At 64.0% G+C, this 26,091-nt stretch carries 23 protein-coding genes; 15 read left to right on the top strand and 8 right to left on the bottom strand.

Annotated features, from left to right (window positions below):
* Window positions 1–90 precede the first annotated feature (90 nt).
* Entirely contained in the window at window positions 91–702 is a 612-nt protein-coding gene (locus LPW39_RS15580; protein WP_230777008.1) for a DUF6630 family protein, read from the bottom strand.
* Between the two features lie 196 nt (window positions 703–898).
* On the opposite strand from LPW39_RS15580, the gene LPW39_RS15575 reads away from it, so the two are divergent.
* The 6 genes from LPW39_RS15575 (at window position 899) to mmsB (ending at window position 6,104) form a co-directional block, all read left to right on the top strand.
* Window positions 899–2,422 (top strand): CoA-acylating methylmalonate-semialdehyde dehydrogenase, encoded by a 1,524-nt coding sequence (locus LPW39_RS15575; protein ID WP_133856063.1) that lies wholly within the window; start codon window positions 899–901, stop codon window positions 2,420–2,422.
* 68 nt (window positions 2,423–2,490) lie between these two features.
* Entirely contained in the window at window positions 2,491–2,916 is a 426-nt protein-coding gene (locus tag LPW39_RS15570; protein WP_230777006.1) for a lysozyme inhibitor LprI family protein, read from the top strand.
* A gap of 79 nt (window positions 2,917–2,995) precedes the next feature.
* Window positions 2,996–4,162, top strand: coding sequence for an acyl-CoA dehydrogenase family protein (locus LPW39_RS15565; protein ID WP_230777004.1), 1,167 nt, complete (start codon window positions 2,996–2,998; stop codon window positions 4,160–4,162).
* 42 nt (window positions 4,163–4,204) lie between these two features.
* The gene (locus LPW39_RS15560; protein WP_230776997.1) at window positions 4,205–4,696 is read left to right on the top strand and encodes a TfoX/Sxy family protein; all 492 of its coding nucleotides are present in this window, start codon (window positions 4,205–4,207) and stop codon (window positions 4,694–4,696) included.
* A gap of 31 nt (window positions 4,697–4,727) precedes the next feature.
* Window positions 4,728–5,147, top strand: a complete 420-nt coding sequence (locus LPW39_RS15555) for a DUF488 domain-containing protein (protein ID WP_230776995.1) — start codon at window positions 4,728–4,730, stop codon at window positions 5,145–5,147.
* Entirely contained in the window at window positions 5,148–6,104 is a 957-nt protein-coding gene (gene mmsB / locus LPW39_RS15550) for a 3-hydroxyisobutyrate dehydrogenase (RefSeq protein WP_330166618.1), read from the top strand.
* A 21-nt stretch (window positions 6,105–6,125) separates the two neighbouring features.
* Here mmsB and LPW39_RS15545 read toward each other — a convergent pair whose 3' ends face one another.
* Window positions 6,126–7,427, bottom strand: a complete 1,302-nt coding sequence (locus LPW39_RS15545) for a glutamate carboxypeptidase (protein ID WP_230776992.1) — start codon at window positions 7,425–7,427, stop codon at window positions 6,126–6,128.
* 126 nt (window positions 7,428–7,553) lie between these two features.
* On the opposite strand from LPW39_RS15545, the gene mnmC reads away from it, so the two are divergent.
* From mnmC to LPW39_RS15505, 8 genes are all read left to right on the top strand, one after another.
* The gene (gene mnmC / locus LPW39_RS15540) at window positions 7,554–9,572 is read left to right on the top strand and encodes an FAD-dependent 5-carboxymethylaminomethyl-2-thiouridine(34) oxidoreductase MnmC (RefSeq protein ID WP_230776982.1); all 2,019 of its coding nucleotides are present in this window, start codon (window positions 7,554–7,556) and stop codon (window positions 9,570–9,572) included.
* A gap of 253 nt (window positions 9,573–9,825) precedes the next feature.
* Window positions 9,826–11,613, top strand: a complete 1,788-nt coding sequence (locus tag LPW39_RS15535) for a nitrite/sulfite reductase (RefSeq protein ID WP_230776973.1) — start codon at window positions 9,826–9,828, stop codon at window positions 11,611–11,613.
* Window positions 11,614–11,631: 18 nt separating this feature from the next.
* Window positions 11,632–12,033 carry a DUF934 domain-containing protein gene (locus LPW39_RS15530; RefSeq protein WP_230776971.1) on the top strand — a complete coding sequence of 134 codons (402 nt, stop codon included), beginning with the start codon at window positions 11,632–11,634 and terminating at the stop codon, window positions 12,031–12,033.
* Window positions 12,030–12,668 carry a phosphoadenosine phosphosulfate reductase domain-containing protein gene (locus LPW39_RS15525; protein ID WP_230776969.1) on the top strand — a complete coding sequence of 213 codons (639 nt, stop codon included), beginning with the start codon at window positions 12,030–12,032 and terminating at the stop codon, window positions 12,666–12,668. Before LPW39_RS15530 ends, LPW39_RS15525 begins: the two co-directional genes overlap by 4 nt.
* 37 nt (window positions 12,669–12,705) lie before the next feature.
* Entirely contained in the window at window positions 12,706–13,638 is a 933-nt protein-coding gene (gene cysD / locus LPW39_RS15520) for a sulfate adenylyltransferase subunit CysD (protein WP_133856053.1), read from the top strand.
* Window positions 13,638–14,999 carry a sulfate adenylyltransferase subunit 1 gene (locus LPW39_RS15515; RefSeq protein ID WP_230776960.1) on the top strand — a complete coding sequence of 454 codons (1,362 nt, stop codon included), beginning with the start codon at window positions 13,638–13,640 and terminating at the stop codon, window positions 14,997–14,999. Before cysD ends, LPW39_RS15515 begins: the two co-directional genes overlap by 1 nt.
* A gap of 117 nt (window positions 15,000–15,116) precedes the next feature.
* On the top strand, window positions 15,117–15,446 hold the full coding sequence (gene fdxA / locus LPW39_RS15510) for a ferredoxin FdxA (RefSeq protein WP_230776950.1): 330 nt from the start codon (window positions 15,117–15,119) through the stop codon (window positions 15,444–15,446).
* 157 nt (window positions 15,447–15,603) lie between these two features.
* A complete protein-coding gene (locus LPW39_RS15505) occupies window positions 15,604–15,903 on the top strand; it encodes an antibiotic biosynthesis monooxygenase family protein (RefSeq protein WP_230777318.1) in 300 nt (99 codons plus the stop codon).
* Window positions 15,904–15,969: 66 nt separating this feature from the next.
* Here LPW39_RS15505 and LPW39_RS15500 read toward each other — a convergent pair whose 3' ends face one another.
* Both LPW39_RS15500 and LPW39_RS15495 read right to left on the bottom strand, forming a co-directional pair.
* Window positions 15,970–16,470: a pyridoxamine 5'-phosphate oxidase family protein gene (locus LPW39_RS15500; RefSeq protein ID WP_230776948.1), complete on the bottom strand. Its 501-nt coding sequence runs from the start codon at window positions 16,468–16,470 to the stop codon at window positions 15,970–15,972.
* 239 nt (window positions 16,471–16,709) lie between these two features.
* Window positions 16,710–18,614: a propionate--CoA ligase gene (locus tag LPW39_RS15495; RefSeq protein WP_230776946.1), complete on the bottom strand. Its 1,905-nt coding sequence runs from the start codon at window positions 18,612–18,614 to the stop codon at window positions 16,710–16,712.
* 254 nt (window positions 18,615–18,868) lie between these two features.
* Between LPW39_RS15495 and LPW39_RS15490 the strand changes: the two genes are divergently transcribed.
* Window positions 18,869–20,098 (top strand): nucleoside recognition domain-containing protein, encoded by a 1,230-nt coding sequence (locus LPW39_RS15490; RefSeq protein WP_230776934.1) that lies wholly within the window; start codon window positions 18,869–18,871, stop codon window positions 20,096–20,098.
* A gap of 60 nt (window positions 20,099–20,158) precedes the next feature.
* On the opposite strand, the gene sbcB is transcribed toward LPW39_RS15490, so the two are convergent.
* The 4 genes from sbcB to clpS form a co-directional block, all read right to left on the bottom strand.
* Entirely contained in the window at window positions 20,159–21,616 is a 1,458-nt protein-coding gene (sbcB, locus tag LPW39_RS15485; RefSeq protein ID WP_230776932.1) for an exodeoxyribonuclease I, read from the bottom strand.
* Window positions 21,617–21,669: 53 nt separating this feature from the next.
* Entirely contained in the window at window positions 21,670–23,124 is a 1,455-nt protein-coding gene (cls, locus tag LPW39_RS15480) for a cardiolipin synthase (protein ID WP_230776930.1), read from the bottom strand.
* Window positions 23,125–23,235: 111 nt separating this feature from the next.
* Window positions 23,236–25,578 (bottom strand): ATP-dependent Clp protease ATP-binding subunit ClpA, encoded by a 2,343-nt coding sequence (gene clpA, locus LPW39_RS15475; protein WP_230776928.1) that lies wholly within the window; start codon window positions 25,576–25,578, stop codon window positions 23,236–23,238.
* 63 nt (window positions 25,579–25,641) lie between these two features.
* On the bottom strand, window positions 25,642–26,016 hold the full coding sequence (gene clpS / locus LPW39_RS15470) for an ATP-dependent Clp protease adapter ClpS (RefSeq protein WP_021025816.1): 375 nt from the start codon (window positions 26,014–26,016) through the stop codon (window positions 25,642–25,644).
* Window positions 26,017–26,091 lie beyond the last annotated feature (75 nt).

Genomic DNA, 26,091 nt, shown 5'->3' with positions numbered 1-26,091 from the left:
GCCCAGCTGAAGCTGGCACGCACCGCGAAGGTGCGCAAGGATAAAACAGCGTTACACCGCGCAGGGCCAAAAGGTTATTTTGTTGCGCAACTAATTGTGCAAAGCCAGCAATTTACCGCACACCCGCTCCGCCAAGGCCTGCAAAGGCGCAACAGCGCTGCTTCCCAAAACAGACAGCGGATAACTATCGCTATCGATGTCGAAGCTGACCAGACCCAGGCCCTGGCTGCGCAGGTAGTCGCCGGCTTCCTGCAAGGCCTCATGGTTCAGCGCTTTGCTGCCGGCCAGTGCCTGCAGGTCCAGCCCCCGCTGCTCGACGGTTTGCAGCTGCTGCAGCGCCCAGATGGCATCGTTCATGTTCAGCTTCCAGTCCAGCTCAAAGTTCTGCTTGCGGCGCTGCAGCCCATCCACCAGCGCCAACCAGGGGCTGACCTGCTCGGGCTCGTCCATGCCACGGTTGACCAAGTCATCGGCAAAGCGGTCGAGGTACTGCGCCGGTTGCTCGATCGCCTGCCGCACCTCGCCCCAGAGTTCATCGCTATCGTCCAAGGCCAGCGCCTGGCCGACGGCCATGCACAAGGCCTGCCAATCGTCCATCGTGGGCTCCGCTGGGGTTTCAGGCGCAAGCGCATGCGCGGCACCCTCGTCTTGCACAGGCGGCTTGGCGCCCAACAGCTGACCGATTTTGTCCAACCAACCCATGGCAGTCTCCTTGTTACAAGCGATCAAAACAGTATGCACCAGGCCGCCAACAAGCTGGCGCCTGTGCAGCACCGCACAGCCCTGTGCAGCCAACCTCTTGTTTGGGCGAATGCGCACATCTACGATGTGCAGTAACGGTAGCTTGCCCGCTGGCAGCCTGCCGCCGCTTGTGACCCAGATACCCAGGAGACAAAACATGAACGCACCGCAATCCACCAGCACCTTGGCGCCGACCGTCAAGCTGTTGATCAACGGCCAATTGGTCGAATCCAAGACCACGCAGTGGCGCGACGTCGTCAACCCTGCGACCCAGCAGGTGCTGGCCCGCGTGCCTTTTGCAACGCCCGAAGAGATCAACGCGGCGGTGGCCAATGCCAAGGAGGCGTTCAAGACCTGGAAGAAGACGCCGATTGGCGTGCGCGCCCGCATCTTCCTCAAGCTCCAGCAGCTGATCCGCGAGAACATGAAGGAGCTGGCCGCCATCCTCACGGCCGAGCAAGGCAAGACCCTGCCCGATGCCGAAGGCGATGTCTTCCGTGGCCTGGAGGTGGTCGAGCATGCGGCCAACATCGGCTCGCTGCAGCTGGGTGAGCTGGCCAACAATGTGGCCAATGGTGTCGACACCTACACCCTGAACCAGCCACTGGGCGTGTGCGCCGGCATCACCCCCTTCAATTTCCCGGCGATGATCCCGCTGTGGATGTTCCCGATGGCCATTGCCACTGGCAACACATTTGTGCTCAAGCCCTCCGAGCAAGACCCGATGGTGACCATGCGCCTGTGCGAGCTGGCCCTGGAAGCCGGCGTGCCCCCGGGCGTGCTCAATGTGATCCACGGCGGCGAAGACGCCGTCAACGCCATCTGCGACCACCCCGATATCAAGGCGATCAGCTTTGTCGGCTCGACCAAGGTGGGCACCCATGTGTACAACCGCGCATCGCTCAACGGCAAGCGCGTGCAATGCATGATGGGCGCGAAGAACCACGCCATCGTGCTGCCCGACTGCAACAAGGAGCAGTCGCTCAACGCGCTCGCTGGTGCGGCATTTGGTGCCGCTGGCCAGCGCTGCATGGCGCTGTCGGTGGTGGTGCTGGTGGGCGAGGCCCAGAAGTGGATCCCCGAATTGGTCGAAAAGGCCAAGACCTTGAAGGTGTCTGCCGGAACCGAAGCGGGCACCGATGTGGGCCCGGTCGTCTCCTGCCAGGCGCTGTCGCGGGTGGAAAGCCTGATCGAACGCGGCATTGCCGATGGCGCCAAGCTGGAGCTCGATGGCCGCAAGCCCGCCGTCGCGGGTTTTGAAAAGGGCAACTTTGTCGGCCCAACCGTCTTCTCCGGCGTCAAACCCGGCATGGCCATTTATGACCAGGAAATCTTCGGCCCCGTGCTCTGCATTGCCGAAGCCGCCGATATCGATGAGGCCATTGCCTTCATCAACGCCAACCCCAATGGCAACGGCACGGCGATCTTCACGCAAAGCGGTGCCGCTGCGCGCAAGTTCCAGGAAGAGATCGATGTCGGCCAGATCGGCATCAATGTGCCTATCCCTGTGCCCGTGCCGCTGTTCTCGTTCACCGGCAGCCGCGCCTCCAAGCTCGGCGACCTGGGCCCCTACGGCAAGCAGGTTGTGATGTTCTACACGCAGACCAAGACGGTGACGGCCCGCTGGTTTGACGACAGCACCATTGCCCATGGTGTGAACACCACGATCAGCCTGAAATAAGCGGACTTGGCGAACACTGCAGCGGGCCTTTGCCGGACCGCTGCTGTTTTGCGGCGATGATCTGGGCTATGCCCCATTCCTTCGCATCCCGCCCAGCGCTGCTGGCTCTGTTTTTTGCAGCCTCGGCTGCCCTTGCGCCGCAGACCGTGCTTGCCCAGGCAGGCGCGGCCTGTGTGAGCGGCGGCAGCACCGAGCAAACCAATGCCTGCGCAGTACAGGCCTTTCAGCAAGCCGATACCGACAACAACATCCTGTATGCCGACGTCATGCGCATTCTGTCGGCGCACGAACGCCCTGCCTTGCGCCGTGACCAGAACGAGTGGATACGCCAGCGCGCCGCCACCTGCAAGAAGCAGCAGGCCGCGCACGAGGCCCAGCCCGACTGGCCGCGCCGCTACCACGAATGCCTGGTGGCCGAAATCGGCAAGCGCAAGAAGGAGTTGATGGTCTGGCTGCACGAAGGCCCGCCGCCCGAGCTGCTGCAAAAACCATAGCCAGCCGCGTTCACCACAAACGGTGCCGCCCGGGCCTCGCATGCCCGGCGCAGCACGATAAGAGACAGGAGACAAGCCCATGGATTTCGAGCTATCAGAAGACCAACGCGCATTTGCCGACACCGCGCGCGCCTTTGCCCAGACCGAGCTGGCCCCGCATGCCGCGCACTGGGATGCCGAGGCCGTCTTTCCCCGTGAGGCGATTGCCAAGGCGGGCGAGCTGGGCTTTTGCGGCCTGTATGCCCCCGAAAACGCAGGCGGCCTGGCGCTGCCCCGGCTCGACGCCACCCTGGTGTTTGAGGAGCTGGCTGCCGTAGACCCATCCACCACCGCCTTCATCACCATCCACAACATGGCGACCTGGATGCTGGGCACCTGGGCCAGCGATGCGGTGCGCGAGGAATGGGGGCCCCTGCTCGCCAGCGGCCAGAAGCTGACCAGCTACTGCCTGACCGAGCCCGGTGCCGGGTCCGACGCCGCCTCGCTCAAGACCCGGGCCGAGCTGGTGGGCCATGACTACATCATCAATGGCAGCAAGGCCTTCATCAGCGGGGCCGGCGCCACCGACATGCTGGTGCTGATGGCCCGCACGGGCGACGCACAATCGGGCGCCTCGGGCATCAGCGCCTTTGCCGTGCCCGCGCACCTGGAAGGCATCAGCTACGGCAAGAAGGAAGAAAAAATGGGCTGGAACAGCCAGCCCACGCGCGTGATCAGCTTTGACAATGTGCGCATCCCCGCCAACCACCTGCTGGGCCGCGAGGGCGAAGGCTTCAAGATTGCGATGAAGGGGCTCGACGGCGGCCGCATCAATATCGCCACCTGCTCGGTAGGCGCAGCCCAGGGCGCGCTGACCCAGGCGCAGAGCTATATGCAGGAGCGCAAGCAGTTCGGCAAGCCGATTGCCAGTTTTCAGGCGCTGCAGTTCAAGCTGGCCGACATGGCAACCGAGCTGGTCGCCGCACGCCAGATGGTGCGCCTGGCCGCCAGCAAGCTCGACGCCGGGGCGCGCGATGCCTCCACCTACTGCGCAATGGCCAAGCGCTTTGCGACGGATGCGGGCTTCAATGTCTGCAACGATGCGCTGCAACTGCATGGCGGCTACGGCTATATTCGTGAGTACCCGCTGGAGCGCCTGATGCGCGACGCCCGGGTGCACCAGATTCTGGAAGGCACCAACGAGATCATGCGGGTCATCATCGCCCGGCGCATGCTCGATGGGGATGCGCCTGAGGCCATCCGCTGAGCAGGCGCCTCCCCACCCCTCCTGCCCAAGCACCCTCCGACCATGCCACGCCGCCCTTTAGACCCTGAAACCCTGCGCCTTATCGATGCCGTGCGCCTGGCACTGGCCGAGCAAGCCGTGGGCGTCTCGGTGGAAGAGAAAACCATGTTCGGCTGCCATGTGTTCATGGTCGACGGCAAGATGTGTCTGGGCGTGGAGAACGACGAGCTGCTGGTGCGCCTGGCGCCCGAAACCCATGCCCAGGTGGCAGAAGTGCCTGGCCTGCGCCCGCTGTCGTCCAAAGGTTTGATGGACGGCTATTTTCTGGTGGGCCCTGCCGCCTACGCCACGCGCGAGGCCTGGCAGCACTGGATCGATGCGGCGCTGGCCTTTAACCCCCGCGCCAAGGCGACCCCAAAGAAAAAACCCAAGGCTGCTACTTCCGATCCCTCCGCCAAGCCGCTAAAAAAAGCAAAAACCGCCAAGGCGGCTGGCGATGCGGGCCCGGCCCCCGCCGCCCGCAAACGCCACAGCGTGTTTGACAGCGATCTGTAAACCCACTGCAAACCAGGAGCACACAACCACCATGCCGATCCGTATCGTTCAACTCGGCAGCCCCCGCGCCCCTGATGAAGGCCTGCGTATCGGCACGGTACGCCGCCCACCACGCGGTGTGCCAAAGGCTGAATTTGCCAGCCGCAATTACTACGACCAGTGGTATCCCGAGCTCTCACCCGAGCCCGAGACCATGCAGATGGCTCTGCAATCGCACCAGCTGGACAAACAAGGCCACAACGCGGAAGCGACCAAGCTGTGGCGGGCATTTGACAAAGTCTTTCGCAAACAGCTGGCCGAGGCGCCTGCCGCACGTACGCTCGAATTGCTGGCTGCGCTATCGCATCAAGCACATTTCTCGGTAGGCTGCTACTGCGATGACGAAGCACGCTGTCATCGGAGCATCCTGCGCGATATTTTGCAGACACACGGGGCAGCCATCGCCAATTGAATCAACACCCAATTCCAGCCAAGCTATTCCAATCAGCACTATTTCAAGGAGACAACCATGGCAAATATCGCATTCATCGGCCTGGGCAATATGGGCGCGCCCATGGCCATCAACCTGGCCAAGGCGGGCCACCAGGTCCGCGCTTTTGACCTGAGCCGCGAGGCGGTAGCCAAGGTGGTGGCCGAAGGCGGCAGCGCCGCGACCAGCGCCCAGGAGGCCGTCGAAGGCGCAGAGGTGGTCGTCAGCATGCTGCCCGCCAGCCAGCATGTCGAAGGCCTGTTTCTGGGCAACGGCAGCCAGGCGGGCCTGCTGCAAGGCATTGCCAAGGGCGCGCTGATCATCGACAGCTCCACCATTGCAGCAGCAACCAGCCAGAAAGTGGCCAAGGCCGCGCAGGCGCTGGGGATCGGCTTTATCGATGCGCCCGTCTCCGGCGGCACCGGTGGCGCGATTGCCGGCAGCCTGACCTTCATGGTCGGCGGCAGCGCAGCCGACCTGGAGCGCGCCCGCCCGCTGCTCGAGAAAATGGGCAAGAACATCTTCCACGCCGGCGATGTGGGCGCGGGCCAGACCGCCAAGATCTGCAACAACATGCTGCTGGGCATTTTGATGATCGGCACCAGCGAGGCGATTGCACTGGGTGTTGCCAATGGCCTGGATCCCAAGGTGCTCAGCGAAATCATGCGCCGCAGCTCGGGTGGCAACTGGGCGCTGGAGGTCTACAACCCCTTCCCCGGCGTGCAGGACGCCAGCGCTGCCACGCGCGGCTACACCGGCGGCTTTGGCACTGACCTGATGCTCAAGGACCTGGGCCTGGCACAGGAAAGCGCAATGACGGTGAAGGCCAGCACCCCGCTGGGTGGCATGGCGCGCCAGCTGTATGCGGCGCACAGCATTGCCGGCCATGGAGGTGAGGACTTCTCCAGCGTCATCAAGATGCTGCAGAAAAAGGGCTGAGCCTCAGCCCTGCTCCGGCGATCAGCGCGCGGTCGCCGGCTCCGACAGCGCCATCACCATGCGTGCCACCAGGTACAGGCGCGGCGCAATGCAGTCCAGCAGGATGTACTCGCCATACATGTCATGCGCGCCGTAGCCGCACACGCCCATGCCCTCCACCACCCCACCCCGGGTGTTGAGGGCGGCAAAAGCGGCATCGGTGCCGCCGCCCAGCGCCACATCGTTCACATGCAGCGGTATGCCTAGCTCATCCTGGTAGATGGCCTTGGCCTGCGCGGCAATGCGGCGTGCCGCATCGCTGGCCTGCATCGGCGGGCGGCGCAGCTCAAAGCGGGCCGTCACCTTGCTGTCAGGCAGCAGGCGGTTCTTGATTTTTTCTTGCACCGCATCCTGCAGCGCCTGAAAATCCTGGGCCCGCAGCGCCCGGGCATCGGCCTGCGCCCGGGCATGGGGCGGTATCACATTGCGGGTGGTGCCCGCTTGCGCGATGGTCCAGTTCAGCTTCAGACCATTTTCTGGCTGCGACAGATCGCGCATCTGCAGCAGCTGGTGCGACAGTTCATACAGCGCGTTCACCCCTGCCTCGGGCTTGGCCCCGGCATGCGAGGATTTGCCCTGCACCTCCAGGAACATCGCGCCAATGCCGCTGGTAGCCAGGTGCAGGGTGCCCTGCAGGCCACCGCTCTCAAACGAGAAGATGGCATCCTGGTCGCGCGCCAGCGCGCTGATCAACCGGCGTGAGCCCGGCGAGCTGATCTCTTCATCGCTGTTGAACAGCACGGTGATCTCGCCAAAGCTGTCATACCCCAGCTTTTGCAGCATGGCGATGCTGTGCAGCACCAGCGCCACGCCCTGCTTTTCGTCTTCCACACCCAGGCCGTAAACCCGGTCACCCTCGATGCGGAACGGCTGCTTGTCGACATCGCCGCGCTGGTAGACGGTGTCCATGTGCGCCATCATCAGGATGCGCGACTGGCCCCGGCCCTTGAAAACGGCCTGCACCATGGGGCCGACCTGCTCCGGCGTATCCTCCAGCCGCACCACATCCGTGGCCGGGATGACCTGCACCTCGCCACCCAGCGCTTTGAGCCGCTCGGCAGCCACCTGGGCGATATAGCTGACGCCGCCATAATCGCGGCTGCCCGATTCGATATGCACCAGATTCTTCAAGGTGGCCAGCATGGGTGTTTGCTCTGCCTGCGCAGCGGCATAGACGGCGGGCTGGGCTTGGGCAGGTGCCTGGGCATGGCCAGGCAGGGTCCAGGCCAGCGCCAGCAACAGGCAGTGAGAGGCAAGAGAACGGGCAGACGGTCGATCAGGCATGCGGCCATGATAGTACGGCTTTGACAACAAATTGTCACAAATATGCCATGAAGGGCTGGCGTCACCACTCACTGGGACTGAACTCCCTACAATCCCCCATTCTTTGAGAAATGATTTTTGCAAGCCATGACTGAGACCGTGCAATGGATGGCCGACGGCACGCCCTACAGCCCCCGCTTTGGTGACCGTTACCACAGCGAAGCCGCCCATGCACTGGCCCAGGCCGAGCAGGTATTCCTGGCCGGCTGTGGCCTGCCCCAGGCCTGGGCAGGCCAGCCGCAGTGGCGCATTCTGGAGACCGGTTTTGGCTTTGGGCTGAACTTTCTGGTCACCTGGCATGCCTGGCAGCAAGACCCGGCCCGTCCTGCGCTGCTGCACTTTGTCTCGACCGAGGCCTTTCCCATTGCAGCGGCTGACCTGTTGGAGCAGGCGCGCAAGTTTCCCCATCTGCTGCCGCTGGCCGAAGAGCTTGCCGCCCAATGGTGGGGCCTGCTGCCGGGTGTGCACCGCCTGCGCCTGGCCGGTGGCCGGGTGCTGCTCAGCCTGCTGATTGGCGACAGCCAGACCATGCTGCGCCAGCAGGAGCTGGTCGCCGACAGCATCTACCTGGACGGCTTCAGCCCCGCCCGCAACCCCGATATGTGGAGCCTGCACAGCCTGAAGGCCGTGGCCCGCTGCGCCCGGCGCGGCACCCAGCTTGCCACCTGGACCATCGCCGCCCAGTTGCGGCGCGATCTGGCCCAGTGCGGCTTTGAGGTACACAAGGTGCCCGGCGTGCCGCCCAAGCGCGACAACCTGCAGGCACACTTTGCCCCGCACTGGGAGCCCCGCAAGGCGCCGCTATGGCCTCTGGGAGCGCAGGCCCTGCCGGCGCGGCTGGCGGGCGGCGGCGGGCGCGCGGCCATCATTGGCGCCGGCATTGCCGGTGCTGCTTGCGCGCGCCAGTTGGCCCTGCGCGGCTGGCAGGTCACCGTGCTCGATGCCGCCAGCCATCCGGCCGCCGGTGCCTCCGCACTGCCCGCCGGCATTTTTGCGCCCCATACCAGCAGTGACGACAGCCCGCTCTCGCGCATCACCCGCGCCGGCCAGCGCTGCAGTCTGCAATGCTTGCAGCTGCTGCTGCAAGCGGGGCTGGATTGGGAGATGACCGGGGTGCTGGAGCGCCGACAACTGGGCACGCCGCCCGATGAGACGGCAGCGCATGGCGACGGCCCGGCAATGTCGGCACGCCGCAGCGCCCATGAACGGCCACCCGCCTGGAGAGACACGCTGGCCGCGCCTGCCGCTGACTGGAGTGACGAGGCCAGCGCCGCCTGCCTGGAGGCGCTGGGCTTGCCCGCCGGCACCCCCGCGCTTTGGCACCCGCGAGGCGGCTGGCTGCGGCCGGCCGCCCTCGTCCAGGCCTTGCTGGACCATCCAGCGATCCGCTTTGTCGGCAACGCGCCGGTGCAGGCGCTCGACGCGCTGGAGAGCGCCGAGGGCCCGCCGCAATGGTCGCTGCGCGACGGCCAAGGCCAGCCCTGGGCGCAGGCTGATCTGGTCGTGCTCTGCGCCGGGCCGCAATCGGCCAGCATCCGCATCAACGGACAAAGCCTGGCTGCGGCCCCGGCGCTGCAAACCATTCGTGGCCAGGTCAGCTGGGGCAGCTACCCGGCCGGCCAAGCGCCCGCCGCCCACCAGCCGGTCAATGGGCATGGCAGCTGGGTGCCCTATTTCCGCACTCGGCAGACGGGAGACGCGGCCTGGGTCATGGGATCGAGCTTTGAGCGCGGCCAATCCACACTGCCGCCGTCGGCCGACGATGCCGCCGCTGCGCATGCCGGCAACTGGGCCAAGCTGCAAACCCTGCTGCCGGCCGGCCACCGGCCCGATGCACAGGCCTTTGCCCAGGCCCGGCACTGGGCCCAGCTGCGCTGCGCATCGACCGACCGGCTCCCACTGGTGGGCCCGCTGTTGCCAGCGCAGGCCCTGCAAGCGCTGCCCGACGGCCTGGCCAGCCCTTGGGTCGCCACGGCGATGGGATCGCGCGGCCTGACCTGGGCCCTGCTCTGCGCCGAGCTGCTGGCGGCCCGCCTGCATGCCGAGCCGCTGCCCCTTGCCAACCCGCTGGCCCTGGCGCTGGCCAGCGACCGTTACTGTAAATAAGCGAGCGCTTTAGCTGGGCAGATGCGATCCGCCGTTTCCGCCTAGCCCGGTCTACGGGGCACCTTGTGGCGCCCATATGCCATTTGCTCACTAGCATTTGCCATTTTCATATAACTCAATGTCATACAGGACTGAGAAAAATGTAGTTTGAGTTTATATAAAACTTTTCTACAGTACATCGCAACAGCCCAGCTTTGCCGCCATTGGGGCAGCAAGCAAAACAGGGCTTGGTAGCTGCAACTCCCGCACCACGATGTACCAATACACCTCTTTTGACCGCCAGTTTGTCCAGGCCCGAGCAGACCAGTTCCGTGACCAGCTCCAACGCTGGGAAACGGGCCGGCTGAGTGAAGAAGAATTCCGCCCGCTGCGTCTGCAAAACGGCTGGTATGTGCAACGCTATGCACCGATGCTGCGGGTGGCAGTGCCTTATGGCGAAATCAACTCTGCCCAGATCCGCGTGCTGGCCCGCATTGCCCGCGAATACGATGAACCGGACGCCCAGCTCTACCAGGATGCGCTCAAGACCCAGGGCGCGATGGGCACCACCTACCTGCCCACCCACTACGCGCATTTCACCACCCGCACCAATGTGCAGTTCAACTGGATTCCGCTGTCCAAGTCCGCCGATGTGATGGACCTGCTGGCCAGCGTCAACCTGCACGGCATCCAGACCAGCGGCAACTGCATCCGCAACACGACCACCGATGCGCTGGCCGGCGTGGCCGTGGACGAACTGGTGGACCCCCGCCCCTATGCCGAGGTGCTGCGCCAATGGACCACCTTGCACCCCGAGTTCGCGTTCCTGCCGCGCAAGTTCAAGATTGCGATCAGCGGCTCGGCAGAAGACCGCGCCGCCACCGGCTGGCACGATGTGGGTCTGCATCTGGTCAAGAACGAGGCTGGTGAAATCGGCTTCAAGGTGTTTGTCGGCGGCGGCATGGGCCGCACACCGGTGATCGGCACGCCCATCCGCGAGTTTCTGCCCTGGAACCAGGTGCTCAACTACATCGAGGCGATCGTGCGCGTCTACAACGAGCGCGGCCGCCGGGACAACAAGTACAAGGCCCGCATCAAGATCCTGGTCAAGGCTGAAGGCCAGACCTACATTGATTCGGTGGAAGAGGAATTCCGCCAGATTGTCGAAGTCGACGGCGGCCCGCACACCATCCCCCAGGCCGAGTTTGACCGCGTGGCCGCCTGCTTTGTGGCACCCGACCTGTCGGGCTACCCGCAAGTCAATGCCACCGAAGCCAAGCACCAGCTGACCGAGCAAGGTGCCCGTGAACCGGCCTTTGGCCGCTGGGTGAGCCGCAATGTGCGTGCCCACCAAAACCCGCAGCTGCGCGCCGTGGTGCTGTCGTTCAAGCGTGTCGGCCAGGCGCCCGGTGATGCCTCGGGCGAGCAGCTCGATGCGCTGGCCCAGCTGGTGGACCAGTTCTCCGCCGGCGAAGCCCGTGTGACCCACGACCAGAACGTGGTGCTGCCCTGGGTGCACGTGAGCCAGCTGCATGATCTGTGGCTGCAGGCCAAGGCCCTGGGCCTGGCCAGCACCAATGTGGACCTGCTGACCGACATGATCGCCTGCCCCGGCGGTGACCTCTGCGCCCTGGCCAATGCCCGCAGCCTGCCGATTGCCGCCGCCATCACCGAGCGCTACCAGGATCTGGACGAGCTCGACGACATCGGCGACATCGACCTGCACATCAGCGGCTGCATCAACAGCTGCGGCCACCACCACAGCGGCCATATCGGCATCCTCGGCGTCGACAAGGACGGCAAGGAGTGGTACCAGATCACCGTGGGTGGCTCCGATGGCGCTACCTTGTCGGGCGCGCCCCAGGCCGGCAAGGCCATTGGCCCCTCGTTCAGCGCTGCCGAAGTGCCCGGTGTGATCGAAGCCGTGCTGACCGCCTACCGCGACCTGCGTGACAACGGCGAGCTGTTTATCGACACCGTGCGCCGCGTGGGCCTGGACCCCTTCAAGGAAGCTGGCAAGTCCGCCCGCCTGCCCGAAGCGGCAGAAACCACCGAAGCCTGAGCATTGAGAAGAACAACGATGAGCATTCCCAACGATTTCCAGATCCTGGCCGCCGGTGACCACCAGCCCGCTGCCGAAGGCGACCGCAGCGTGCTGCGGCTGGCCAATGATGCCGATGCACTGCAAGTCTCGCTCGATGGCGTGGAGCGCATCGACCTCGACTTTCCCGCCTTCACCGATGGCCGCGCGTTCAGCCAGGCCTACCTGCTGCGCCGCCGCCGGGGCTTCAAGGGCGATATCCGCGCCCATGGCGATGTGCTGATCGACCAGCTGGTGCAGATGCACCGCACCGGTTTCAGCAGTGCGGTGCTGAAAGCAGGCGTGGACGTGGCCGATGCCGCGCGCCAGTTTGAGCGTTTTGCCGGTTTTTACCAAGGCGACGTCGAAGCCAAGCCCCATTTTGACCAGGCCGCCGCATGAGCAAGACCACCCTCACTCCCCAAGAGCTGGCCCGTGTGAATGCCGAGCTGGGCAACGACGCCGCCGGCCTGGTGCGCTGGGCGCTGTCGCTGGGCCAGACCAGCATCGTGACCACCAATTTCCGCCCGTTTGAAGCGGTAATCCTGCACCTGGTCACGCAAGTGCAGCCCGATGTGCCGGTGGTCTGGATGGACAACGGCTACAACACCGAGGCCACCTACCGCTTTGCCGACGAGGTGACGCGCCAGCTCCAGCTCAACCTGCAGATCTACCTGCCCCGCCGCTCGCGTGCGCACCGCGAAGCCGTTGAAGGCGCGACGCCCGCGCTCGATGACCCGCGCCACGCCGCCTTTACCGAAGAGGTCAAGCTCGAGCCCTTTGCCCGTGCGCTGCGCGAGACCCGGCCCCAGGTCTGGTTCACCGCACTGCGCGCGACCGACACCGCCGTGCGTGCGCAGATGGAGGCCGTGAGTCTCAACCCCGATGGCCTCATCAAAGTAGCACCATTGCTGCACTGGTCGTCCAAGGACCTCTACGAATACTGCGAAAAACACGGTCTGCCCAACAACTTCGACTATGTGGATCCCACCAAGGGCGAAGACAACCGCGAATGCGGCCTGCACATTGCCCACTGACCATATGCAGCCCGCCCGACAAGAAAGTCCCTCAGATATGAACGCCCGTGTCGAAACCGATGTGCTCAACCACCTGAGCAACCAGCACCTGGATGCGCTGGAAGAAGAAACCATCTTTATCCTGCGCGAAGTGGCGGCCGCCTTCGAGCGCCCTGCGCTGCTGTTTTCCGGCGGCAAAGATTCCCTGGTGATGCTCAAATGCGCCGAAAAAGCCTTTGGCGCTGGCCGCATCCCCTACCCGTTGCTGATGATCGACACCGGCCACAATTTCCCCGAGGTGACCGATTTCCGCGATCTGCGCGCCAAGGAACTGGGCGCCGATCTGATCGTGCGCAGCGTCGAAGATTCGATGGCGCGCGGCACTGTGCGCCTGGCCCACCCCGGCGAATCGCGCAATGTGCACCAGTCGGTGACCTTGCTCGAAGCGATCGAGGAGTTCCGCTTTGACGCGCTGATTGGCGGCGCCCGCCGTGACGAAGAAAAGGCCCGCGCCAAGGAACGCATCTTCAGCCACCGTGACAGCTTTGGCCAGTGGCAGCCCAAGGCCCAGCGCCCCGAGCTCTGGACCCTGTTCAACACCCGCCTGGCCCCCGGCGAGCATTTCCGCGTGTTCCCGATCAGCAACTGGACCGAGCTCGATGTCTGGCAATACATTGCGCGCGAGAACATTGCGCTGCCCAGCCTTTACTACGCCCACCAGCGCGATGTGGTCGAGCGCAAGGGCCTGCTGGTGCCCGTGACGCCGCTGACCCCCGCCCGCGAAGGCGAAACCGTTGAAAACCGCACCGTGCGCTTCCGTACCGTTGGCGACATCACCTGCACCTGCCCGGTGAGCAGCGATGCCGCCTCGGCTGACGACATTGTGCTGGAAACCCTGGCCGCCGATGTGAGCGAGCGTGGCGCCACCCGCATGGACGACAAGACCAGCGACGCCTCGATGGAAAAGCGCAAGAAAGACGGATACTTCTGATGACTACCGATACCCTGAGCGCCGTGCGCACCCCCGCCAACGACAACCAGCGCACCGCATCGGCGCTGCGCTTCATCACCTGCGGCTCGGTCGATGATGGCAAATCCACGTTGATCGGCCGCCTGCTGGTGGACAGCAAGTCGGTGCTGCAGGACCAACTGGCCGGCGTGCAGCGCAGTGGCGAGACCGACCTGGCCCTGCTCACCGATGGCCTGTCTGCCGAGCGCGAGCAAGGCATCACGATTGATGTGGCCTACCGCTATTTCGCCACCGAGACGCGCAAGTTCATCATTGGCGATGCACCTGGCCATGAGCAGTACACCCGCAATATGGTGACCGCCGCATCGAGCGCCGACGCGGCCGTGGTGCTGGTGGATGCCACCAAGCTGGACTGGCAGAACCCGCAGCTCGCGCTGCTGCCCCAGACGCGCCGCCACAGCCTGCTGGCACATCTGCTGCGCGTGCACTCGTTGGTGTTTGCGATCAACAAGCTCGACGCGGTGGCCGACCCGGCGCTGGCCTTTGCCAATATCCGCAACGCCCTGGCAACTTTTGCCCAGGCAGCGGGCATCACCGTGGCTGCCACCATCCCCGTCTCGGCCTTGAAGGGCTGGAACGTGGTGATTTCGCACCCCGACTGGGCCGGCTACCAAGGCCCCAGCCTGCTGGAGCTGCTGGAGAAGCTGCCGACCACGCCCGCCGACGCCGGCCAGCCTCTGGCGTTTTCCGTGCAATGGGTCGAGAAGTTCTCTGCGTCGGCCGACACCCACCAGGGCCGCCGCATTTTCTGGGGCCGTGTTGGCACAGGCGATGTGGCAGTGGGCACCGCCGTGCAGATCCTGCCCAGCGGCCAGCGCGCTACCGTCGCCCAGGTGCTGGACCATGTCCGCCAGCCCGTAGCGCGCGGCGCCGGGCAGAGCGCCGGCATTGTGCTCGACCGCGAGGTGGATGTCTCGCGCGGTGACTGGATCATTGCAGCCCCCGCGCCTGCGGTGACCCACGCTGCCGACGATGACTTTGACACCCCCAGCGAACGGCCCGCCTGGCCCGCAACGCGCGAGATCACCGCCACCATCGCGTGGATGGACAACGAGCCCCTGCTGCCCGGCCGCGTGTACTGGGCGCTGCATGGCCGCCGCTGGATCAAGGCCAAGGTGCGCAAGGTGCTCAACCGCCTGGATATCAACTCGCTGGAGCGCCAGGCCGCCGAGCAGCTCGAACCCAATGCCATTGGCCGCGTGGAGATCAGCCTGCAAGAAGCGATTCCGGCAGCCGCCTTTGTGCGCTCGCGTGAATTGGGCTCACTGATCCTGGTGGACACGGCCTCCAACAGCACGGCTGCTGCGGTACTGGTGGAATAAAGCAAGCAGTCCCGCAGCTAAAAACCACGTTATTCGGAGGTAGGCTAGGTGCTTGTTCACAAAAACCGTAAAATCCTCCGCTGTTTGTTTGTCTGAATCACTGGCGAAAACCATTCCATGACCCACGTCGTCACCGAAAACTGCATCAAGTGCAAATACACCGATTGTGTGGACGTCTGCCCTGTTGACTGCTTCCGCGAAGGCCCGAACTTCCTGACCATCGATCCGGACGAATGCATCGACTGCGCCGTCTGCATCCCCGAGTGCCCTGCCAACGCCATCTACGCCGAAGAAGATGTGCCCGCAGACCAGCTGGCCTTCATCAAGCTCAATGCCGAACTGGCCTTGGCCGACGGCTGGAAGAGCATCACCAAGCGCAAGGCACCGCTCGAAGGCGCCGACGAGGCCAACGGCCAGCCGGGCAAGCTCAAGGACCTGATCCGCTGAGCCCAGTCCCTATGCAGGAATACCGCGCTTTGACGCCCAGTCCCTGAATCCGCCAAGCCAGCCTCCGCGCTGGCTTTTTTATGCTTCGCGCCCACCCAGCTACCGCCATGCACGTGCCGCCTTTGCCAACACCCCCCAGCCGCCGTACTACGCCGTCATCTTCACCTCGCAGCGTACCGACAGCGAGCACCAGCCCTATGCCGAGATGGCCGACGCCATGGTCGCACTGGCCGAGCAGCAGTCTGGCTTTCTCGGCGCTGAAAGCACGCGGGGCAGTGACGGCCTGGGCATCACCGTGTCGTACTGGCAAAGTGAAGAAGACATCCGCCGCTGGAAGGCCCACAGCGACCACCTGATTGCCCAACGCATCGGTGCCGAGCGCTGGTATGCGCATTACCAGGTGCGGGTGGCAAAGGTGGAGCGGGCGTATGGCATACAGCATGGCAGCGCCGGCTGAACGTGACAGGCCCTGCGCCATGAACCATGGCGCAGGGCATGAAGTTGGGATCTCAGGGCCGGTGATTTAGAGCCGGATCTCGCGGTGCTCGCCCATGCCCTCAGGTCGCTCACCCGTCACTGCTGATTTCGCCATCTTGAACAGCTGCACCAGCTTGTTCTCCTTGACATCCCAGTATTCGGCAAAGTCAACCCGGGCGATCAGGATCTGCAAATTCGGATCGTTGGGGCCGTCCGGAAACCAGGCCTTGGCCATTGGGCCGTAGAACTTCTCCTTGATCGCCAGATCATTGCTGACTGACGCTTTGGCCGAAATCGACACATAGCTGTCCTTATCGGGGTCTGCGTAAGAGATATTGATATCGCTGGAATGCTGCAGACAGCGAGAGAGATCCGAATCCTTGCCGAGCAGGAAATACAGATGCTTGTCCTCGTTCATGCCTTCACGGTTGGCAGTGGTCATCGGGCAGGCATGCAGACTGCCGTCTTCGTGACGGTGGGTGATCATCGCAAAGCGAATGTCCTTGATCAGCTCCCACAATTTTTCACGCGGATTTTCTTGGGCCATGGCGAGACTCCTGTCGATTTGGAAAATTTCACTGTATCGATGGGTTTTGGCCGCCGTTGTAAGGCAAACGCCTCCCCGGGGATCGGCGCTTCCATGATCCGTCTGTGAAGGATTCGCACCCCTCCCCGGCTACCGATGGGGGTGATCGCAGTTACGGCAACACGTGCTGAGCCGCTGCGCCAACGCTTCGGTGCCTCTGCGCCACGCGCCTGGTGGCCTCCACGCAGGCCCGGCTGACTTCAGCGCTGCGCCGCTGTCATGGCCGCCACCACCTGCTGCAGTGCCGCCGGGTCTTCCATCGTCGACAGATCGCCGGTGTCCCGTTTCTCGGCCACGGCCTGCAGCGCGCGGCGCAGCAGCTTGCCGCTGCGGGTCTTGGGCAGGCTGCCCACAAAGTACACCCGCGCCGGCCTGGCCACGGCACCCAGCTGCGTGTCGACATGGTTGCAGACGGATTTCTCCAGCGCGTTGCAGGCGGCAAGGTCACCAGCCACCGCATTGCTGCGCGCAACGGCAAAGGCCAGCGCGACCTGGCCTTTGAGTGCATCGGCCACACCCACCACGGCGACCTCGGCAATATCCGGGTGGCCGGAGATGCTTTCCTCGATCTCGCGCGTGCCCAGGCGGTGGCCGGCAACGTTGATCACGTCATCGGTGCGGCCCAGGATGAAGTAGTAGCCGTCCTTGTCGCGCACGCCCCAGTCAAAGGTGCTGTAGACCAGGCGGCCGGGGATGCTCTTCCAGTAGGTGTTGACGAAGCGCTGGTCGTCGCGCCAGATGGTCATCAGGCAGCCAGGGGGCAAGGGGCCTTCGATGGCGATCACACCCTTTTGCATCGGCTCCTGCAGCTCGGCGCCGGTGTCGCCGTCGATCAGCTTGACGTGGTAGCCAAACACCGCCTTGCCCGGGCTGCCAAAGCGCGATGGCTGGGGCTCCACGCCATTGCACAGGGTAAGAATCGGCCAGCCGGTTTCCGTCTGCCAGTAGTTGTCGATGATAGGGCGCTGGATGGCGCCGCTGATCCAGCTGGCGGTGGGCTCATCCAGCGGCTCACCGGCCAGCCACAGCGCCTGCAGGCTGCTCAGGTCGTACTTGCGCAGGTAGTCCGGGTCCTGTTTTTTGAGCACCCGGATGGCGGTGGGCGCCGAGAACATGTGCGTGACCTTGTATTTCTCAACCAGGCTCCACCAGATGCCCGGGTCCGGCCGCACGGGCACGCCCTCGTACATGAGGGTGGCCATGCCGCCGATCAGCGGCGCATAAATGATGTAGCTGTGGCCGACCACCCAGCCGATATCGCTGGTGCAAAAAAAAGTCTGGCCGGGCTTGGCATCGAAGATCGCCGGCAGGCTGGCGGCCAGCGCCACCGTGTAGCCGCCGGTGTCGCGCTGCACGCCCTTGGGCTTGCCGGTGGTGCCGCTGGTGTAGAGCGTGTAGCTGGGGTGCGTGGACTCCACCCATTCGCAGGGCACCTGCGCATCGAGGTGCTGGGCACGCAGATCGGCCCAAAGGTGGTCCCGGCCTGGCACCAGTTGCATGGGGGCCAGGCCCCGGTCCACCATCAGCACGGCCTGGGGCTGGTGGCTGGCCAGCGCAATGGCCTCGTCCAGCAAGGGTTTGTAGGGCACGACCTTGCCGGCGCGCGATCCTGCATCGGCGCTGATGATGACGGTGGGCTGAGCGTCATCAATGCGCGTGGCAAGCGAGCCCGAGGCAAAGCCGCCAAACACCACCGAATGGATGGCGCCGATGCGCACGCTGGCCAGCATCGCGATGGCAGCCTCGGCAATCATCGGCATGTAGATCTGCACCCGGTCGCCCTTTTTGACGCCCAGGGCCTGCAATGCGGCGGCCATGCGCTGCACCTCGCGGTGCAATTCGGCATAGCTGTAGCTGCGCTCGGTGCTGGTCTCGGTCGATACCGCGATCAGCGCGGCCTGGTCGCCGCGCTCGGCCACATGGCGGTCGATGGCGTTGTGGCAGAGGTTGGTCTGCCCGCCGACAAACCAGCGCGCAAACGGCGGGTTGCTGTAGTCACAGATCTGCTGGGGCGGCACATGCCAGTCGATGCGCTGCGCCTGCTCGGCCCAGAAAGCATCGCGGTCGTTGATCGAGCGGTCGTAGAAGTCGGCAAAACGGCTCATCGAAGTCTGTCTCCATCTTTTGTTGTGGAGCCATTATTTCCCTTTGTCTTGCATACCGCTGACAAATGCGCGCAGGGCTGCGGCTGCCAGCTTGTGGTTTTCCCGCATACACGCAGGCCATCCAGAGGGGCTTTTGCGCTCCCGGGGCGCAGTTTCGGCGCCGGCCGGCCCGGGCGGGCTGCGGCATCGCGCACAATCAGCGGCATGGCGCACCGCCCCGGTGCTGTGGCGCGCCGGATGACGAAGGATGTCCCATGCTCAACGGTTTGTGGCTGGGTTTTTTTGTGGTGGCGGCCTTTGCCGCATTCGCGCAGTGGCTGGTGGGCGGCCATGCCCAGATATTTGGCGACATGGTGCAGGCGCTGTTCGCGATGGCCAAGCTCTCGGTCGAGGTGATGGTGCTGCTGTTTGGCACGCTCACGCTCTGGCTGGGCTTTTTGAAGATTGCCGAAAAGGCCGGCCTGGTCGATATGCTCGCCCGCTGGCTGGCCCCCCTATTTGCCCGCTTGATGCCCGACGTACCGCGCGGCCACCCTGCCCTGGGCCTGATGACCCTGAACTTTGCCGCCAATGCGCTGGGGCTGGACAACGCTGCCACCCCCATCGGGCTCAAGGCCATGCGCGCGCTGCAGGACATCAACCCCTCGCCCACCTCGGCCAGCAATGCACAGATTCTGTTTCTGGTGCTCAATGCCTCGTCGCTGACCTTGCTGCCGGTGACCATCTTCATGTACCGCATGCAGCAAGGCGCGCCCGATCCAACCCTGGTCTTTTTACCGATCTTGCTGGCCACTTCGGTCTCCACGCTGGTCGGCCTGATCTCAGTGGCCATCGTGCAGCGTCTGCCGCTGTGGCACCCGGTGGTGCTGGCCTATCTGCTGCCGGTAGGCCTGGTGCTGGCTGGCTTCATGGCTTTTTTGGCGACACTGACGTCGACGGCGATGGCGCAGGTCTCATCGCTACTGGGCAACCTGACCCTGTTTGGCCTGGTGGTGCTGTTTGTCGTGGTGGGCGCACTGCGCAAGGTCGCCGTGTATGAGAGCTTTATCGAAGGCGCCAAGGAAGGCTTTGACGTGGCCAAGGGGCTGCTGCCCTACCTGGTGGCCATGCTCTGCGCCGTTGGTCTGTTCCGCGCCTCGGGCGCTTTAGGCTATGCGCTCGACGGCATCCGCTGGCTGGTGGACCTGAGCGGCATGGACACACGCTTTGTCGATGCCCTGCCTACCGCGCTGGTCAAGCCCTTCTCCGGCAGCGCGGCACGCGCGATGCTGATCGAGACCATGCAAAGCCATGGCGTGGACAGCTTCCCTGCGCTGGCGGCCGCTATCATCCAGGGCAGCACCGAGACCACCTTCTATGTGCTGGCGGTGTACTTTGGCGCCGTCGGCATACAGCGCGCACGCCATGCGGTGCCCTGCGCGCTGCTGGCCGAGTTCTCGGGTGTGGTGGCCGCGATTGTGGTCTGCTACCAGTTCTTTAGTTGATGCCCGCAGCTGCGGCCTGCACGGGCTGCAGGCGTTTGCTGCTGAGGCTTGTATCTGCCGTCAGGCATCCGGCATGATCGCGTCGGCCCAGTCATAAAGGGTGCCCAGAATTTCTTCGGCCCGCTCATCAGCAGTTTCCTGCAGCTGGTCGATCTCGGCAAACATCTGCTCAGCCGTGCGCGCGCCGCCCCGCCCTTCCTGCAAGAAGGCGATGCGCAGTTCCAGCCAGCGCTGCTGCTCTTCAGGGTTCAGCGAATCGGGGAAATTGCGCGCGCGGTAGCGGAACAGCAGCTCATGCAGGCGCACGTCATCAAACCCAGGCTTGGCAACGGCCAGCTCCTGCGGGTGCATGCCGGTCAGTTGGGTCAGGCGGCGGCGGTCGGCCTGCCCGATAAAGCCGCCGTACAGATCCTGGTCCACATCCACATCCTGCAGCGGTGGGCGCTCGAACACGGCAGCCCAGGTGGCGCTCATATCGGGCAGATCGCGGGCAATCGCGGCATGGCGCAGCGCCTGGTCCATGTCGATTTGCCAGCGCTGGGCCTGCTCGGCGCTCAAGGTACGCAGGCTGCTGACGACCATCGGCGACTTGTTCAGGTGCACGGTCTTGATGGGCAGGCGCGTTGTGCCTTCGGGCAGATCCGCCGCTGCGCTGAACATGCGCAGGCGCATCTCGTCAACCGACAGCTCCGCCAGGTGGCTCGGGTCCTGCGACAGGTCCCAGGCGATGATCTCGTTCTTGTTCGTCGGGTGCTGGGCCAGCGGCCAGGCCACGGCAATACAGCCGCGCTCGACCCCGTACATGCCCGATACATGCAGAAAAGGCCGGGCATTGGCGGGAGTGGCCGGCAGGGCCAGCTCCTGCATCACGCGGTCTTTCTTGTGCAGGCCCAGCGCAAAATCGAACAGGCGCGGCTGCAGCCGCTTGATGAGACGCGCCAGGCCAATGGTGGCGCGCACATCGCTCAGCGCATCGTGGGCCGATTCATGCAGGATGCCGTTGGCGCGGGCCAGGTCTTCGAGCTTGAAGCTGACCGAGCCATCATCCTTCCTGGGCCACTGGATGCCTTCGGGGCGCAGCGCATGGACCATGCGCACGACATCGAGCAGATCCCAGCGGCCGCAGCCGTTCTGCCATTCGCGGGCATAGGGATCGCGCAGGTTGCGCCACAGCAGGTAGCGCGTCACCTCGTCATCAAAGCGGATGGTGTTGTAGCCCACGCCAATGGTGCCGGGGTGGCCCAGCTCGCCCTCCACCACCGCTGCAAACGCGTGCTCGGGCACGCCCTGCTCCAGGCAGTGCTGGGGCGTCAACCCGGTGATCAGGCTGGCTTGGGGGCTGGGCAGGTAGTCGAGCGCCGGCTGGCAGTACAGCATGACCGGCTCGCCGATCTCGTTGAGATCCATGTCCGTGCGGATGCCGGCAAACTGCGCGGGGCGGTCACGGCGCGGCACGGCGCCAAAGGTTTCATAGTCGTGCCAGAAAAAGCTGGCGGAGGCGGACGGGGAATTCTGCATGCCCGCTAGTATGCCTTCTCCAGTGGGTACAGCAGAGCAACGTGGGCCCGCAACTACAACAGCGGTGAGAACAAGCGCGCGATCGAATCGCCCAGCCGCAGCAAAAAGCGCTGCTTGCGGCGCGTAGCCACCTGCTTGGAACGCATCAGATCGGTGTTGAACTGGTCCTGCAGCCGGGCATTGAGCTCCGGCCCGTAGCCAATCGCGCAGACCTCGTAGTTCAGGCGAAAGCTGCGGTTGTCGAAGTTGGCGGTACCGATGATGGTGAGATCGTCATCAACCACCAAGGTCTTGGAGTGCAGCATGCGGGCGCTGTATTCGTAGACCTTGGCGCCAGCGCTGATCAGCTCTTCGTAGTACGAGCGGGCCGCAGCAGTCACAAAGATGGAATCGGATTTCTCCGGCACCAGCAGCCGCACATCGACGCCGCGCAGCGCGGCGCTGGTCAGCGCATACATGGCGGGCTCGGTCGGCACAAAGTATGGCGTGGTCAACCAGACCCGCACGGTGGCGGACTGGATGGCGGCCACATGGGCGCGGTGGATGGGCTCGGTGGGGTTGTCCGGGCCAGAGCTGACCAGCTGCATCGCATGGCTGCCATCGGGCATGTCGGGCAGCAGCAAGTCCAGGTTGGCCGGCATGTCCTGGGCAGACTTCTCCAGCGCATAGGCCCAGTCCTCCAAAAACGTCGTCTGCAGCCAGGTGACGATGGGGCCGGCCATGCGCAGGTGCACATCATGGTAGGCATGGGTATTGACGCGGCGGTCCTCTTCGTCGGTGATGTTGACGCCACCGGTAAAGCCGATCTGGCCATCGACCACCAGGATCTTGCGATGGCTGCGGAAGTTGATCACCGGCCGCAGGCGCCTGCCGATGCGTGTGGGGTGGAACACCGCAAACTCGCCGCCAGCGGCCAGCAAGGGCGCGACGAACTTGCGGTTGACCCGCTTGGAGCCCAGCGCATCGACCAGCATGCGCACCTTGACCCCCGCCTTGGCGCGCTCGACCAGCGCATCGCGCAGGCGTGTGCCGGTCTGGTCAGGCTCGAAAATATAGTATTCCAGGTGCACATGGTGGCGGGCCTGGGCGACATCCTCCAGAATGCGGTCAAAGGTGGCTGCGCCGCCGCTGAGCAGCTCCACGCTCTCGGCCGAGGTGATCGGGAAACCGCAGGTGGCTTCGACCAGCTTGACCATCTCGCGCAACTTGGTCGGCGCCTCGGGCTGGCCATCGCGGATGCGGCGCGTGGTCTCGCGCACATGGTTCTTGTTGCGGGCGCGCAGGCGTTTGATGCGCTGGCGCTTCATGCGCTGCGGACCGATGAAGTAGTAAACGATCAGCCCCACCACCGGCAGCGAACCCATGGACAGCAACCAGCCCAAGGTAGCCACGGGCGCGCGGCGCTGCATCAGAATCCAGATACCCACCACGCCGAGATAGATCGGCCAGATCACGGACAGCAACGCGACAATGTTTTCTTTGGTCAGATACTGAGATAACGACGCCACAGCACCGCGCTCCTGTTGATGGGACCGCTCAGTGTAGCCTGCCCCCGTGACGAACAGACGCAATAAAAAACAGCCGCAAGCGGCTGTTCTCGTTCTTTGGGTGGTGCGGCCTCAATCGGCAGCGAACTCTTCCTCTGGCTCGGCAGGCTCCTGTTTGGCACGCTCCTTCTTGGGCAGCGGCTGGATGTCCAGCAGCACCTCGGGCTTGTCGGCGTTGCTGTCGTCCCAATCGACGCTCAGGCGTCCGCCTTCGGTCAGGCGTCCAAACAGCAGCTCGTCGGCCAACGATCGGCGGATCGTGTCCTGGATCAGGCGCTGCATCGGGCGTGCACCCATCAGCGGATCGAAACCGGTCTTGGCCAGGTGCTTGCGCAGCTTGTCGCTGAACGTGACCTCGACCTTCTTCTCGGCCAGTTGCTGCTCCAGCTGGAGCAGGAACTTGTCGACCACGCGCAGGATGACCTGCTCGTCCAGCGGCTTGAAGCTGACGATGGCATCCAGCCGGTTGCGGAACTCGGGCGTGAACAGGCGCTTGATGTCGCCCATCTCGTCGCCCGCCGCGCGCGGGTTGGTAAAGCCGATGACGGCCTTGTTCATCGTCTCGGCGCCCGCATTCGTGGTCATGATGATGATCACGTTGCGGAAGTCCGCCTTGCGTCCGTTGTTATCGGTCAAGGTGCCGTGGTCCATGACCTGCAGCAGCACATTGAAGATATCCGGATGCGCCTTCTCGATTTCGTCGAGCAGCAGCACCGCATGGGGCTTCTTGGTCACCGCCTCCGTCAGCAGGCCACCCTGGTCGAAACCGACATAGCCGGGAGGCGCACCAATCAGGCGCGACACCGCATGGCGCTCCATGTACTCGGACATGTCAAAGCGGATCAGGTCGATGCCCAGGATATACGCCAACTGCTTGGCCGCTTCGGTCTTGCCCACGCCGGTCGGGCCGGAGAACAGGAAGGAGCCGATCGGTTTGTCCACCTTGCCCAGGCCGGAGCGGGACATCTTGACCGCCGACGCCAGCACTTCGAGTGCCTTGTCCTGGCCAAACACCACACTCTTGAGGTCGCGCTCCAGGGTCTGCAGCTTGCCGCGGTCGTCATTGCTGACGTTGGCCGGCGGAATGCGGGCAATCTTGGCGACGATCTCTTCGATCTCGGTCTTGCCGATGGTTTTCTTGCGCTTCGAAGGCGCCAGAATGCGCTGCGCGGCACCGGCCTCATCGATCACGTCAATCGCCTTGTCGGGCAGATGGCGGTCATTGATGAACTTGGCCGACAGCTCAGCAGCTGCCTGCAAAGCGGCCACCGCGTACTTGACGTTGTGGTGCTCTTCAAAGCGCGACTTCAGGCCCTTCAGGATATCGATGGTTTCGGGCACGGTAGGCTCGACCACATCGACCTTCTGGAAGCGGCGCGACAGCGCTGCATCTTTTTCGAAGATGCCACGGTACTCGGTGAACGTGGTCGCACCAATGCACTTGAGCTGGCCGCTCGACAGCGCTGGCTTGAGCAGGTTCGACGCATCCAGCGTACCGCCCGAGGCAGCTCCGGCACCGATCAAGGTGTGGATCTCGTCGATGAACAGGATCGCATGCGGCTTGTCCTTCAGTGCCTTGAGCACGCCCTTGAGGCGCTGCTCAAAATCACCACGGTACTTGGTGCCTGCCAGCAGCGCGCCCATGTCCAGCGAGTAGACGGTGGCCTCGGCCAGCACCTCGGGCACATCTTCTTGCGTGATGCGCCATGCCAGGCCCTCGGCAATCGCCGTCTTGCCCACACCCGCCTCACCCACCAGCAGCGGGTTGTTCTTGCGGCGGCGGCACAGGATCTGGATCGTGCGCTCGACCTCGTACTGGCGGCCGATCAGCGGATCGATCTTGCCGTCCTTGGCCTGCTGGTTCAGGTTGACGGTGAACTGCTCCAGCGGCGAGGCCTTTTCAGCGCGCTCGGCGTTGTTGCTGCCGACCTCTTCCGCATCCGAGCTGGACTCGGACTTGGGCAGCTCGGGCGTGTCGTTCTTCTTGATGCCATGGGCGATGTAGTTGACCACGTCGAGGCGCGTGACACCCTGCTGGTGCAGGTAGTACACGGCATGCGAGTCCTTTTCGCCAAAAATGGCCACCAGCACATTGGCGCCGGTCACTTCCTTCTTGCCATTGCCGGTGCTCTGCACATGCATGATGGCGCGCTGGATCACGCGCTGGAAACCGAGGGTGGGCTGGGTGTCCACCTCGTCTTCGCCGGCCACCTGCGGGGCATTGTCCTTGATGAAATTGGTCAACGACGCGCGCAGGTCGTCAATATTGGCAGAGCATGCGCGCAACACCTCGGAAGCACTCGGGTTATCCAGCAAGGCCAGTAGCAAGTGCTCCACGGTGATGAATTCGTGGCGCTGCTGCCTGGCTTCTACAAAAGCCATGTGCAAGCTGACTTCCAGTTCCTGAGCAATCATTTGAAACTCCTTTATTGCTTGCCAAATACACTCAACTTGCTTCTAGATGAGGACCATATTCCGTTATTCAACAGGCTCCGATACGGCTTGAAGCGGATGGCCTGCTCCATTGGCGGCATCCATCACCTGTGCCACCTTGGTTTCAGCGATTTCATGCGAGTACACCCCGCAGACGCCTTTCCCATCCAGGTGGATCTTCAGCATGATCTGCGTGGCCGCCTCGCGGCTTTTGCCAAAAAAATGCTGCAGCACCTCAATCACAAACTCCATCGGCGTGAAATCATCATTGAGCATGACCACCTGGTACATCTTCGGTGGCTCCACACGCTGCGCGATGCGCTCCACAACCAGCGCACCCCCACCGTCCTCCGGTGGCTGGGGCGTTGCAGGCAGGTTCGGCGAGGGAGGAACAACAGGTTTCGTGGCCATTGAGATCATTCTATAAGGCTAAATTTCCACATGCACAAAGATGGTGATGCTTTTATGAACTTCAATACGGCTGCGCCAGCAACC

Source organism: Comamonas koreensis (genome assembly GCF_021026195.1).
Lineage (GTDB): Bacteria > Pseudomonadota > Gammaproteobacteria > Burkholderiales > Burkholderiaceae_C > Comamonas > Comamonas koreensis.
The sequence above is the reverse complement of the archived record's forward strand: the minus strand, read 5'-3'. Positions and strand labels throughout refer to the sequence as shown.